This is a genomic window from Desulfurococcus mucosus DSM 2162, from assembly GCF_000186365.1.
Lineage (GTDB): Archaea > Thermoproteota > Thermoprotei_A > Sulfolobales > Desulfurococcaceae > Desulfurococcus > Desulfurococcus mucosus.
The window spans coordinates 170,038-182,408 of the sequence record NC_014961.1 but is presented as its reverse complement, the minus strand read 5'-3'; the positions used below and the strand labels follow the sequence as shown (position 1 = coordinate 182,408).

Below are 12,371 nucleotides of genomic sequence, written 5' to 3'. Positions count from 1 at the left end.
TGGCACGGGCCCACCTGCTTCACCCATTCACTTAAGGTTTCCAACTGCTTTCACGCTCTTACAACTGAAAGCCTCGCCATTTAGGGCGGGAGGAGGTCAGCCGGGGTTAACCACCCTGTTGAAGAGTGCCTCTACATCTACGTGTAGTCCGTAGACCTTGCTGAAGAACCTTGCGATATATGAAAGATCCCTTCTCAGCAGGGTTACAGCGTTTGGTTCATCGCGGTACACGTATTGCGGCCAATCTATTATGTAGGGTTTCTCATCAGCCGTCACTATGATGTTGTATTCGCTTAGGTCTCCGTGGACTATACCGACATCCCTGTATGCTTTACCAATGGTCTCCACGATGAGATCTAATACTTCGCCGGGCCTACTGAGATCCGGGCGCGTGTAGAGCTCCACTCCCTCCACGTACTCTACTACAACGACATGCCTGTTGTACCCGATTGGGACTGGTACAAGTGCATTAACCGATGAAAGAGCTTTCAAGGCCTTGAACTCTCTTTCAGCTGCAAGCTTCGACTCATCATACCACGACATATGCGGCCTACTACTCCAGGACCTAAGGAGCTTGGTTCTACGGAAGCTGGTTCTACCTATCCTGAGAACTTTTACAGCCACCTTTAAGCCGCCTGGTGCAAGCCCCAGGTATATCTCGCTCTCCTTACCGACGCCTATCCTGTCGCCTATCGCCTCGAGTATGTTCCCAGCAACCAACGCCCTGAATGCAAGCATGTCGTAACCCATGTATGTGAGCCTGTAAGCCTTGTAGCCGGATATAGTCTTCCTCTTCACGAGCTTCAACTCGTGGAGCTTACCAAGTATTAGGACTAGTTTCTCCTCGTGGAGCCCGCTTATCTTCTCAAGCATCTCTAATGGAACATATTCTCTTCCTCTTGAAACACCCTTCTCTACGGCAGCCAGCACCTTGAAGTCGTCGCTTGTTAGAGACCTATATATCTCGCCAGGGTTCACCAAGAATCATTGCACCCCGTGTATTGATTTAAGTGCGTTGATAAGCCTATCTAAATGCGCCTTCTCCACGTGGGGCATTACAACGACGCGTAATGCCTGCAGCGACGGCGACTTGTAGACATATAGCTTCCTGTCAAGCAGTGCCTTGAAGAGCTCCTCATACGTGTATATCGTTGACTTGAAGACGTTGAGCGGTAGAATCGGCTTGTAGGAGGTAATCATGGGGAGATGCGAGAGGTTTTCATGTAGGTAAAGTGCATTCTCCATCATCCTCACAGCGTTCTCCTCGTATCCCTTAGCACCAATAGTCATGAAGACTGCTGCAGCCGCGATCACCGCTCCCCCGGGCCTGGTGCCGAGGAGGCCGCAGGACCTCCCTCGCGGCATATACTCCATCTCGAAGCATGCCTCCTCAATGTAGTCTCTCCGTGAAAGGAAGAGTATGCTTGAAGGTATCGGGGCACAGCCGTTCTTATGCATGTCGACACTGATGCTTGAGACCCCGGGGTACATTCTCAAATCCTCTGCGAGGTAGCCTCTTCTATGTAGGAACGGTATGAGGAGGCCTCCGTATGCTGCGTCAACATGGAGGAAGACCCCGTGTTCCTCCGCTATCTCACCAGCCTCTTTAACCGGGTCGACTACCCCTGCCTCAGTCGTTCCAGCCGTTACTACTACCGCGAAGGGCTTATGCTTCCTCACATATTCCTCGAGCACCCCTGGATCCACTGGTTTAAGTGGGTCTACAGGTATCTTTACAAGGCGGCACCCCATGAGAAGACATGCCTTGTCAATTGATCTATGGACTGATGAAGGGGCTACCACGGTGTTCTCTCTGCCCCTACTGATCCTTCTACCTATGTAGAGGGCCAGTATGTTTGACTCGGTGCCCCCTGAGGTGTGGATGCCGTGTTCAGCGCCGAGTAACGCCCCTACTCCCTCTATAAGTATCCTCGATGCCTCCTCAACCACCGGGTATATGACTGGGTCGTTGCCGTTCACATGTATGAATTCCTTGAAGGCCTCGACTCCAATGGGGTGTGGTGCCGTGGTCATGGAGCCAAGTATCGATCCATCGGAGTGGTGCGGTGTCCTGGAGCGGGCTTCCTCAAGCCACCTCCTGGCTTTCTCAGGGTTTCCAGCCGTATTCATTGCTTAATCATCTTCCAGGCATATGCTACTTCATGAAGAGCTTCTCATACTGCTTCAAGTACTCTGTGCTCACTGACACGTCTATGAAGAGCTTCCTGGCTTTCTCAACGTCCTCCACATCTATTCTGTCCGAGCCTCTTTCCTCAGCTATTATCCTGGCCGGCTCAAGGAGTTGGACCGCGTAGCGTAGGCTTGTCTTGCTCCCTATCTCAACCAGTTTCTCAAGGGCCTCGCTAGATATGTTTACCTCTTCTTCACTGGCACGTATCTTTATTATCTCCCTTATCTCCTCCGGAGTGTAGGGGCGTGTAGGTATTATCAGGAGCCTGTCGAGCAAGTCCAGTGGCATACCGTGAGGGGACTCTATGTCTGTACCCCTTATCCTGGCTATGCCTCTATTAGTTGCCAGGATCAGTATTGGCGCGAACTCGCTCTCCATAGCTCTTGTAAGGAAGCTGAAGGCCTCTATGTCGAGCATGTGTGCGTCATCTATGAAGAGTACGCCGGGTATTATCTCGGCTTTCTTCTCATCGATCCACTTCTTAACCGTCTCGTCTACTTGGCGTCTCACCTCTGAGGGTATTTCTCTTTCAAAGGTGAGCCCGAAGAAGCTGATCATGCTTCTCTGAGCAGCGTATATTGCATCCAGGTCGTGGAGGGTTAGCACGTTCACTATCTCCTTCTCCTTTTTAACGGGACCCTTAGGTACTTCAACTATTCTCTTCGTCTCTACATCATATGTTCTAGCACCCTCTACTTCCCTTGAGCGTCCAACCCTGTGAACCCTACCTGTCTCCGCGTCAATCCATATGACGTCGCCTTTACGCACACCTATCTCGAGGATCTGCTGTGTCACTTCCTCCGGGACTGTTAACGCAAGCTCCTCATCCCTTGTCGCCAAAACTATACGGGCCTCTACAGGCACTGTTAAATAGGGAACCATCGGGTGCCTGGCTCTTCGGATCTTCACTTCTTTGACGACGCCTTCATAGACCTTTCTAACCTCCCTGAGCTTCACGCCAAGGGCTTTTCTCAGGGCCTCCATGAGTATCTCGGTTTTCTTTTTCTCCGTGCTGTATACCTCGCTACCACTCATTATGACGAAGGGTGTCTCCTCGCCGAGCTCCCTGGCTATGGCTACTGCTAGGGCTGTTTTCCCGGTGCCCGGGGGCCCGACGAGCAGGATGCCTCTTCCAGCTATCCGGCCCTCTCTAATCATCTTGACGACTATTCCAGCGGCTTCCCTTGCCTCTGTTTGCCCCACGAGCCCGTCTCCAACCATTTTAGCCTTGCCTTTCTCATCTAGCCCGAGCCCCATGATGTGGCTGTGCGCGCTTATCCTTCTACGTGAAACCGGTTCCACACGTATCTCACTCATGTTGAACACCGGGTTCCCTGTGTCACCGGTGTCAATTATATCATGAATTTAACAATAGTGTTAGCAGGATTTTTAACCAGTAAGCTCAGCGCCGCTGAATTCTTCATAGACCCCAGCCCCTAAGGCCTCATCTATACGTGGTCATCATCGCGGCACATGTGCTCGCCAAGCTATTTAATCCCTTAAACCTGTTTAACGGGTTTAAGGGGATAAATACTCTAAGTGAGTTGCCTTGAACCCTGTTATAGAGGCTGTCTCAAGGGATCTCAGAGCCGTCTTAGGGAAGGTGAGGGAGACCGGGGTCCCGGAGCACCGTGTACAGAGGGTTGAAAACCTGCTTAACGCATTGAACGCCGTGAGGATGCCTCAGGTAGTTACAGCCGAGCTATTCAGGGCCTACATGTACACTGTCCCCCTCATCAAGGAGCTTGAAGCAGGGTTGCAAGCGGGAAGTGGAGAGCTAGAGGTCTACATGCTTCTTGACAGGATAGAGGAGAAGCTGATGGGGCTTGGGGAGGCGGCTAGACGCTCGTACATTAAGGAGAAACTGCAGTTATCTATACCGGTGTTAATGTCTCTAGCCTCCTACGCCCTCTTCACGATGGCTGAGCCCACCCCGTTGAACACTGCATCACTCCTAGCCTCGCTCGCAGGGGTTCTCCTCTTCTACATTAATACTTTCGCCGGGTTGCTCAGCGTGGTAGCAGTTGCATTTTCCAGTGCCCTGCTCTCCGCATTGATGAACGAGCTGAGGATCGATGTGTTAATGCTGGAGGCCATGATAGCTGTCTCAGCCCTGCTACACATATACATAGTCAGGGAGTCCAGGAGTACACGCTACGTCGACCGCGTCACAAGGTCTCTTCAATCAGTTGACTCGCTCGTAGCCTCGTACCTTAAGCCCGCTGACGCTGGCAGCGTGGCAAGCCTATTGAACACCGTGATAAGCCGTCGCACCGGTGGAATACCCGAGCTACTCCGCTACAAGGCAGCCGTAATGCTGATGAACGGCTACAGTGTTGAGGAGGTTGAGAAAAGACTGCTGGAGGGTTGAGGAAGCCTCTGGATCCCCCAGTGAACTCCCAGTGCCGGCACCGGGAACCATTTTTATATACCTTGACAGCGATACTATACCATACATAACGTAATTGCTTTAGGTGATTTACAATGCCAAAGGAGAAGAAGGAGCAGGCTCAGACCGGTGGTGTAGAGAAAGGGAAGGAAATCAGAATTGTGACCAGACCCGTGGTCACTCCAGGCGACCTCGAGAAGAATCCAAGAGCCATTAAACTACTCTACATAATATCCCTTAGCAACGGGATAAGTGAGAAAGCGTTGATGAGCCTCCTCTACCTGATGAAGCAGAGCGGATACGACCTAGGCTACTCGTTCACACTGCTCACGCAGAACCCAACCAGTAGAGATGTGCTCAACGAGCTCACGATGCTAAAGTACCTTGGCTTCGTGGAGGTGAATGCACATAAGAAGCTGGTTGCCACCGGGAGCGGGAAGGAGTTCCTTGACTCCCACATGGGTATTATCGGTGGCGATGCTGAAAACATTAGGAAGCTGTTCAATGACTTGAAACCTAAGATAGCTCCCCTAGATGTTGAAGTCGACGTTAAGTCTAGGAAAAAAGCATAGCCACATACTCATATCGTTGGCGATACACCGCGTCTGCCTTCCTTCTCCTCTTTTTCAAAGGCGAACAACGGGTTTATCGCGTTCTCCGCTGCGAGTTTCTTCAAGTGCTCACTGAACTTACTTGTATGATCTATGTCGAGCTCTATCAGCTCGTAGAGGATGACCCTGAGCCTAGACCATAACTCCACCAGCATTTCCCTGGGCATATGACTGGTTATCATGGGATCCTTCAACCATTGGTCGAATGCCTCGATTGTTTTCTCCATGTGCTGGAACGCAAGCCTTGAGAGAGTTATCAACGCTAACCGATCCAGCTCCTCGTAGTTCTGTTCAGCCCTCTTAAACATCTCTCTCACAGTATTCTGCCGCTTCACCCATGAATCCAGATTATCGAAAAATCCATCCATGTACACCACCCATGTGCTTTGATGCTATAACATCCTTATATTTACGGATTGGCATCTCACCCGGCCTCGGGATGGATTACTGGAGGCCGGATACATGGGAAAGCTTTTATCTCTCCGTAGAATACATGAATATCGGTGAGCTTGAAACGCGTCTGGAACACCGTGTTCCTGCACCCGGGGCGGGCGCCCGTCTCGAAGCATGCGAGGTGTTCCCCCATGGATAAGCCTGTGAGGACCCTGCGGTTCGACACCATATCCATATACGAGTACTCCGAGGCCTTGAGGCAGGATGGCCCTCCACGCTTCCTCATACTGAGCTTCCCTGACACAGGTCTCGTCTCATCGATTGCCGGACGCCACCTCGTCGTGAGCGAGGGCTTCAGTATTGTGGGAGAAATAGATGCTCCCAGCCTCTCACATATCTCCGTTGTCCATAATGGGCGTGCCGTGAGCCCTATACAGATATATTATTCTGAGGCAAGCAGGATACTCATGGTGCTTTCGGAAGTGCCTCTCCCCTTGGGTATAATGCACCCGTTAATCGACTCCATTCTCACATACCTCCATGGTTTAGGGATGGAGAATGTTGTGACCGTGTCAGGCCTAGCGGTGCCAAATAGGTTCGAGCTCGAGAAGCCTAATGTATTCCTGTTGTCGACAGGGGAGTGGAGGGGGTTGAAGGAACTAGGCTTTGAAGAGTTGAAGGAGGGCTTCATCACGGGTCCCTATGCTGCACTCATGAAGGAGGCTAGGAGGAGGGGGGTCAACGCTTTAGTAATCTTCGTTGAATCCTTCTACGACATCCCGGATCCAGAGTCCGCTGCTGTAGGTTTACAGGCTCTTTCAAAGGTCACAGGCCTCGAGGTGGATGTGAGCAGGTTGATTAGTGAGGCAGAGCTTCTGAAGCTGAAGATGCGTGACTTAATGAGGCAGACGAGGGAGGCTATGAGTAGCTTAGAGAAGGATCTGGAGAAGAAAATGCCCTTGATGTATACTTAAAACGGTGGTGAAGCATGGGGTTCGACCCGCTTGACGAGTTCGTGAAGAAGATGAGGGAGCTCGTCAGGGATCTCGAGAACACTATGCGTAGACAACTCGCGATGGAGGCTGAGGCCATAGAACCCCTCTACACGGTTAACCAGTATCCCGACAGATATGAGGTGATAATAGACATGCCTCTAGCCGATCTCAGCGTGCTATCCGTGAGCATCAGGGATCAAAGACTCACCGTTGAGTGCGCCCTGAGAGAGAAGATCCGTTTTGAAAGATGGAGTGTGCATAGGAGCGTGGAGCATAGGGCGTATCGCCTCGAACTACGTCTACCCCCCGATGTGATACCTGAGGAAGCAGTGGTCGAGAAGTCTGAGGCTAAATCCATGATCAGGGTTAGGATACCTAGGAGGCCTCTCAGAGGCCTCAACGCCTGATTCACTCCAGCTTGGTATGGGATGGTTTAGAACGAGGGCTTCCTCAACACTTTATCCACTATACCGCTTGACAACACCTCCCTGTATCTCTCCTGGTGCTCGATGAGCCTCCTCTTAAGCCTCTCAACCGCTCTACGCTTGCACTGCCCGCATAGCACCCTGCCTGTTACACACTCATCGTAGACCTCGCGGAGCTCGCTGTCGTCGCCTACAAGGTGGTACACGTAGAGCTCGTATATGCTGCATTTCCAAGGCTCTCCTCCAAGCCTCCTTTGCTCATCGGCCGTGGCCCTCCCACCGGTCAGCGCGTTCAACAGTTTTTTCTCCGCTAGATCCGGGTCGTCGTCGAGGTGTATTGCGAACTCGGGGCGGCTCTTACTCATCTTATTACCGTCGAGCCCTCTCAGGAGTTTATGGTATATGGAACTCGGCCTCTTCAACCCCAACTCCTGTTCGAACCTGTCTGCTAGATCCCTGGTAAGCCTTAGATGGGGGTCTTGGTCCGCTCCCACTGGGACTACAACATGCCTGTAGCCGCCGTACTTGTCGAGCTGGAGGTGCAGTATGTCGGCTGCCTGGGTTAGTGATGCAACTATCTTGCCTGGGGTCAGCTCCCCGTAAATGGCCTCCATCTCCGCCATAGATATCTTACGGGAGAACATTTGTATGAGCCTATAGTACTCGTTATCCATGGCTGTCTGATAGTAGAACTCAGCCTTCTCGGGGTCTATCCCCCATGCTATTGCGTGTGCAATGAAGTCTACGCCTCTCTTCACCACGTCGCTTCTCTCCTCACGTCTAACTATGTATGCTTCTGCATCAGCTATAACTATCTTCACATGGGCTCCGAGGGATTGAAGGAACCTCAGCTCCTCGTACACCATGGCTGTACCAAGGTGCGGTCTACCGCTCGGCATGAAGCCCGTGAGCACTGCGACTTTTTCACCATGTTTAAGCGCGTCGAGCCATAGGTTGAAGTCGCGGTGCCCGAAGATAACCCGTCTCTCGAAGTACATGTGCTTCCTGGGTAGGGATCCCAGCACCTCGTCTATAGGGTGGATCCCGAATTCCGCGAGGAGCTTAACGTAGTCCTCTATAGCGTAGTGACCCCATGGATCGAGTTTGACACCCATGTGATACACCTCGGCTGTGCTCCGGCTCGGTCCCGGAGATTCCTCATCACTAGTCAACCTGGACTAGGATACATCATCGCCTTCATCGCTTAAAAGGTATCCATGTGGTTGGAGTATTAAAGCTATGTTGTTATAGCCTTAGCTAGCCCGGGTGGGCGGTCAATGGGTCTATTCAGCCTCACCCCGATCCTGTATGCGAGCAACTGGAGGGGTAGTGCAACTATGACTGGGTAGAGGTGTCTCCTAGCCGGCACCTCTATGTATATTCCCCTGCCCTCACGGGGTCCACTTTCAGTTGAGATCGCGAGTAGTACGGCATCCCTGTTCGCTATCTCCCTGGCTACCTTAAGGTATAATGATTTAGCTGAATCCTCGAAGGGCTCGATTAATATGACTGGGAAACCTCTTCCAACCAGTGTGAGGGGGCCGTGTCTGAGTTCACCGAGCTGCATGCCCTCCGCGTGTATCAATGCTGCTTCCTTCAGCTTCAACGCCCCCTCTAGGGCTATCGGGTATGTGATGCCGCTTCCAGCGACATAGGTGTTGTTGAATAATGGCATGGAGTCCAATATTGTTGCTATCTCGGTGTCCAGCCTGGTGAGTATTGTTTTCAACTCTTTACTGGACTCCCTTACTTCGCCGACCAGTGAGTTATACTCGTTGAAGCTCTGCCTCCCCGTGTAGATCCCGCTGTACATTGCGAGCAGTAGCATCGCGACTACTGTGGCGGAGAAGGATTTTGTTGCTGGTACAGCGATCTCTGGGCCCGCCCCTATGGGGAGATACACGTTTGACTCTAATGCGAGCCTTGAGCCCACATTGTTGGTTACACCGACTATCACTGCTCCTCTCTGCTTAGCCTGCTTTACACTGTTTATCACATCGCTTGTTTCACCGCTCTGGCTCACCGCTATAATCACCGAGCCCGTGGAAACGGTTTCTAGAACCGAGTAGGGGAACTCAGCGGCTGAGACGGGTGTCACGGATATTCCCGCCAGCTCATTGAAGTAGTATGTTGCAACCATCCCCGCATGCAGGCTTGAACCATTCGCAACTATGTATATGTCTCTTGCACCATGAATTATCATGGATGCCAGCCGCAGGTACTTATCCATGATAGAGAGTGTAACCCTGTAAACTGCTTCAGGGATCTCATATATCTCCTTCAGCATGTAGTGCGGGAACCCGGCTTTATCCACGTGTTCAACGCCGTATTTGACACGCTTACTCTGGAGGGCTTGGAGCCCTAGTTGCTCCCCGGTTGAAATCCTGTAGAGCACCTGCCTATCCAGCCCTATGAGCCCGGCGACCCCGTCATCAACTATGTATGCCGTGTCAGCAAGCCCGTAGAGCGATGGGATATCGCTCGAGAGGAAGACGCAGTGTGAACCCATGCCTATGACGAGGGGTTGACCGTTCTGCACGAATAGTATGCCATCCACACCGAGAACCATGAATGCAAGGGAGTAGAGGCCCTTTAACTCGGCTCCAACCCTGAGAACCGCTTTAAGCCAGTCGCCCTCAATCCTGTAGTATTTCTCAAGGAGGTGGGCTGCAACCTCTGTATCGGTCCTCGACCTCAGCACGTGTCCCTCCTTCTCAAGCCTAGCCCTGTAGTCCTCGTAATTGTCTATTATGCCGTCCCCTACAACAGCTATCCTACCGGTGCAGTCAAGCAACGGGTGGGTGTTCTCGTACACGGGCCATCCACGGCTAGCGTACCTTGTATGCGCTAAAACCATGTTGGATGGAATGTCCTCGAGATCCACTTGTTTAACAACGCTGTCAAGGTGTCCCGGCGCCTTCCTCACCTCGAGAACCCCGTTGACCGGGAATACAGCACCAGCCCCATCATACCCTCTGTATATGAGCCTGCGAAGCACTGTGACAACGAGCCCCCTGGGTACATTGGTGCTGCATACGACGCCGAAGATGCCGCCCATGTAGTGCACCGTCTTAAATAATACTGGAAGACACTATTTAAGTAGAGGCGGTGGACACGTATGCCCCGCTACACAGTGGTGAGGGTTGAAGAAGTAGAGAGGTATGCTATGCGCGTGGGCTACGGGGCTAGGAGGCGACGCCTCAACGAGCTTTTCTCCAGGGTTGAAGAGCTCCTGAACAATACTCTGGAACCCTACGGGGGGATAGCGTTCAATACCGGAGTAGAAGGCGAGTACATAGCGCTCACGAACGGCGTTGACAGGGAGCAACACCTAGACTTATTATTCAAGCTAGACTGGGAAACCCCTCATGGTGTAAGAGTTGCATCACTGAAAGCGTCGAACCCTGTTGTGGCCCTCCTGAGTTCCTCATCGTACTTTAGGAGGGGTGAAAGGTTCTTATTCGAGGAGGATGACGGGGGCGTTGGAGAAGAATACTGGGTTGCAATGATAGCACTACCCAGGCTGAGAGGATATGAAGCACATGTTGCTGCAAACACGCTGGGATACTCTATTTCCAGGGCTATGGAGAGATACGGGGGCTTAGTGGTTGAGAAGACTAGTGGAGCAGTAACCATCATAGGGGGCGGGGGGCTTGAAGCCCTTGCAGGGGAGCTACGTGAGATCGGCCCCGTCGGCATCGGTGTCTCACAGCGTGGACTCAACGCGTACAGGAATGCAGTGAAGGCTTTGCAGAGGCTTCTCGACGGGGTAGCCGAGGAGAGAGTATGCGTTCTCCGTGATTAACAATGAGCCGAGGAAACAGTGAGCATCCTGCACAGGCCCGTACACGTGAACACGGGTGGATAAATACTATGTGGATCTAGACGTGCAAACAGTGGATATACATGGAATATTTTAGGGCAGTAGACATAGTTTGGTTCAAGTGATGAATGGTATTACCGGCGAGCCCAAGCGATGAGCGGGCCCCATGACTGACCAATACTCAAGGACACATATACGGCCCGTCACAGCCCTGGATATCCCGTAAACCTCCTGAACGAGGAAACCCCCGGCTCTTTAGGGCGGGGAAGAGGTCAGATGGGTTCTTCGAACCGGTTGAGCACATGCGTGAAGAGCTTATAGGCCTTCGCACTACTTTCCAAGGTAGGGTGGTTCGGCTGAAAGCAGGCTTGCTTAATCATGGTTTTAGGCTACTAAGCTTCCTGTGAGGCGCCTTTAGTATCAACTACTGTGAGTTTCCCTAGGGAGCCCTTGGATCTAGCGAAGCCTATGTATATATTGATTATTCTGAGGGACTGCTTAACCTCCTCGCTATGGAAGCATGCTGAGTCAACGTGCCCCCCATCGAAGAGGGTTGCATTGATCTTCATGAAGCCCCTGTCGCCGCATTCAACTGCCTCCGCTTTCACCACTAGTCCCAGCATAGCGAGCGCCTCTATATGCCTCAAGCTACAGTTGTTCCAGCATGTGATGTACTTCCTCAACTCGCTGTCCACGGCCACCACCAGACCTGGGCGACCCCTGGATCAATGGGGCCTGAAAGGGTTGCCCACTACTCCTAGATTAACCAGCTGGGATAATATAAGTGTTTCCCTTGCACCGGATCCAGTCCAAGGGTTTAAAAGTAAAGCGTCAAGCCATAAAGCAAGCGGTGGACTGCCATGAGCTACTATAAGAGGGAGGAAACAGTTGGGGAGAAGCTGAGGAAGCTATTCACGAATGACAAGGATCCAATGGAGAAGAAGGCTATAATCGCCCAGTACAGGATAAAGACCGCGATAGGCAGGATAAGCAACTACCTCGAGAAGCTCTCGGATAGGGATCGCGAGCTATTCGAGATGATAGTTGAATCCCTGACGAAGAAGGATGAGCTGAGAGCCAAGATGTATGCTAAGGAGGTTGCTGAGATAAGGAAGGTGAGCAAGCAGCTACTCACAGTGCAGTACGCTCTGGAGCACGCTGCACTGAAGCTGGAGACCTTCATAATATATGGTGGAGCAGTCAACGAGGTTGCCCCGGTCATCGGGGTCATGAGGGAAGCCGTGAACATATTGAAGGGCGTTGCCCCGGACATATGGATCGACCTACAGTACGCTGTGAGAGAGCTGGAGACAGCTGTGGGCGCTGGAGTAGTGGATCTGACAACAGACATAGGTGTAGGCATGGACAGCGAGGCAAAGAAGGTGTTGGAGGAAGCGAGGATCGTAGCGGAGCAGAAGATGAAGGAGAAGTTCGCGGAGCTGCCGAAGGCCATCGTACCAGAGGGAGAGGGAGTAAAGAGCGCCTAGCCCTCCTTTTTACGGCTTCACAGCCTTGGAAACCCTGCTTGACACCCGGCTCAAAAC

13 protein-coding genes are annotated in these 12,371 nt (G+C 52.1%); 6 read left to right on the top strand and 7 right to left on the bottom strand.

Annotated features, from left to right (window positions below; genetic code table 11):
• Nucleotides 1-96: 96 nt before the first annotated feature.
• The 3 genes from DESMU_RS01010 to DESMU_RS01000 are packed head-to-tail and all read right to left on the bottom strand — an operon-like array spanning nt 97 to nt 3,508.
• On the bottom strand, nt 97-978 hold the full coding sequence (locus DESMU_RS01010; RefSeq protein WP_048813481.1) for an RIO1 family regulatory kinase/ATPase domain-containing protein: 882 nt from the start codon (nt 976-978) through the stop codon (nt 97-99).
• 6 nt (nt 979-984) lie between these two features.
• The gene (locus tag DESMU_RS01005; RefSeq protein ID WP_013561733.1) at nt 985-2,130 is read right to left on the bottom strand and encodes an aminotransferase class I/II-fold pyridoxal phosphate-dependent enzyme; all 1,146 of its coding nucleotides are present in this window, start codon (nt 2,128-2,130) and stop codon (nt 985-987) included.
• Nucleotides 2,131-2,155: 25 nt separating this feature from the next.
• A complete protein-coding gene (locus DESMU_RS01000) occupies nt 2,156-3,508 on the bottom strand; it encodes a RuvB-like helicase (protein ID WP_013561732.1) in 1,353 nt (450 codons plus the stop codon).
• Nucleotides 3,509-3,740: 232 nt separating this feature from the next.
• Between DESMU_RS01000 and DESMU_RS00995 the strand changes: the two genes are divergently transcribed.
• Together DESMU_RS00995 and DESMU_RS00990 are read left to right on the top strand one after the other, a co-directional pair.
• Nucleotides 3,741-4,562: a hypothetical protein gene (locus DESMU_RS00995; RefSeq protein ID WP_013561731.1), complete on the top strand. Its 822-nt coding sequence runs from the start codon at nt 3,741-3,743 to the stop codon at nt 4,560-4,562.
• Nucleotides 4,563-4,675: 113 nt separating this feature from the next.
• Nucleotides 4,676-5,152, top strand: a complete 477-nt coding sequence (locus DESMU_RS00990) for a hypothetical protein (protein WP_013561730.1) — start codon at nt 4,676-4,678, stop codon at nt 5,150-5,152.
• A gap of 8 nt (nt 5,153-5,160) precedes the next feature.
• Here the strand turns inward: DESMU_RS00990 and DESMU_RS00985 are convergent, their stop codons facing one another.
• Nucleotides 5,161-5,559, bottom strand: coding sequence for a DUF2153 domain-containing protein (locus DESMU_RS00985; protein WP_013561729.1), 399 nt, complete (start codon nt 5,557-5,559; stop codon nt 5,161-5,163).
• 135 nt (nt 5,560-5,694) lie between these two features.
• Between DESMU_RS00985 and DESMU_RS00980 the strand changes: the two genes are divergently transcribed.
• Both DESMU_RS00980 and DESMU_RS00975 read left to right on the top strand, forming a co-directional pair.
• Nucleotides 5,695-6,558: a proteasome assembly chaperone family protein gene (locus tag DESMU_RS00980; RefSeq protein ID WP_245526458.1), complete on the top strand. Its 864-nt coding sequence runs from the start codon at nt 5,695-5,697 to the stop codon at nt 6,556-6,558.
• A gap of 14 nt (nt 6,559-6,572) precedes the next feature.
• Nucleotides 6,573-6,986 carry an Hsp20/alpha crystallin family protein gene (locus DESMU_RS00975; RefSeq protein WP_013561727.1) on the top strand — a complete coding sequence of 138 codons (414 nt, stop codon included), beginning with the start codon at nt 6,573-6,575 and terminating at the stop codon, nt 6,984-6,986.
• 26 nt (nt 6,987-7,012) lie between these two features.
• Here the strand turns inward: DESMU_RS00975 and DESMU_RS00970 are convergent, their stop codons facing one another.
• Both DESMU_RS00970 and glmS read right to left on the bottom strand, forming a co-directional pair.
• The gene (locus DESMU_RS00970; RefSeq protein WP_013561726.1) at nt 7,013-8,119 is read right to left on the bottom strand and encodes a tryptophan--tRNA ligase; all 1,107 of its coding nucleotides are present in this window, start codon (nt 8,117-8,119) and stop codon (nt 7,013-7,015) included.
• Between the two features lie 122 nt (nt 8,120-8,241).
• On the bottom strand, nt 8,242-10,062 hold the full coding sequence (gene glmS / locus DESMU_RS00965) for a glutamine--fructose-6-phosphate transaminase (isomerizing) (protein ID WP_013561725.1): 1,821 nt from the start codon (nt 10,060-10,062) through the stop codon (nt 8,242-8,244).
• 60 nt (nt 10,063-10,122) lie between these two features.
• On the opposite strand from glmS, the gene DESMU_RS00960 reads away from it, so the two are divergent.
• The gene (locus DESMU_RS00960; protein WP_013561724.1) at nt 10,123-10,809 is read left to right on the top strand and encodes a hypothetical protein; all 687 of its coding nucleotides are present in this window, start codon (nt 10,123-10,125) and stop codon (nt 10,807-10,809) included.
• Between the two features lie 410 nt (nt 10,810-11,219).
• Here DESMU_RS00960 and DESMU_RS00955 read toward each other — a convergent pair whose 3' ends face one another.
• Nucleotides 11,220-11,522 (bottom strand): hypothetical protein, encoded by a 303-nt coding sequence (locus DESMU_RS00955; RefSeq protein WP_013561723.1) that lies wholly within the window; start codon nt 11,520-11,522, stop codon nt 11,220-11,222.
• A gap of 165 nt (nt 11,523-11,687) precedes the next feature.
• Between DESMU_RS00955 and DESMU_RS00950 the strand changes: the two genes are divergently transcribed.
• Nucleotides 11,688-12,314 carry a Snf7 family protein gene (locus DESMU_RS00950; protein ID WP_013561722.1) on the top strand — a complete coding sequence of 209 codons (627 nt, stop codon included), beginning with the start codon at nt 11,688-11,690 and terminating at the stop codon, nt 12,312-12,314.
• Nucleotides 12,315-12,371: the final 57 nt, after the last annotated feature.

Bases quoted from the DNA above. Each gene is read 5' to 3' on its own strand.
- DESMU_RS00990 (WP_013561730.1), top strand. From the start codon at position 4,676: ATGCCAAAGGAGAAGAAGGAGCAGGCTCAGACCGGTGGTGTAGAGAAA.
- DESMU_RS00970 (WP_013561726.1), bottom strand. From the start codon at position 8,119: ATGGGTGTCAAACTCGATCCATGGGGTCACTACGCTATAGAGGACTAC.
- DESMU_RS01000 (WP_013561732.1), bottom strand. From the start codon at position 3,508: ATGAGTGAGATACGTGTGGAACCGGTTTCACGTAGAAGGATAAGCGCG.
- DESMU_RS00975 (WP_013561727.1), top strand. From the start codon at position 6,573: ATGGGGTTCGACCCGCTTGACGAGTTCGTGAAGAAGATGAGGGAGCTC.
- DESMU_RS00950 (WP_013561722.1), top strand. From the start codon at position 11,688: ATGAGCTACTATAAGAGGGAGGAAACAGTTGGGGAGAAGCTGAGGAAG.
- DESMU_RS01005 (WP_013561733.1), bottom strand. From the start codon at position 2,130: ATGAATACGGCTGGAAACCCTGAGAAAGCCAGGAGGTGGCTTGAGGAA.
- DESMU_RS00960 (WP_013561724.1), top strand. From the start codon at position 10,123: ATGCCCCGCTACACAGTGGTGAGGGTTGAAGAAGTAGAGAGGTATGCT.
- DESMU_RS00985 (WP_013561729.1), bottom strand. From the start codon at position 5,559: ATGGATGGATTTTTCGATAATCTGGATTCATGGGTGAAGCGGCAGAAT.
- glmS (WP_013561725.1), bottom strand. From the start codon at position 10,062: ATGGGCGGCATCTTCGGCGTCGTATGCAGCACCAATGTACCCAGGGGG.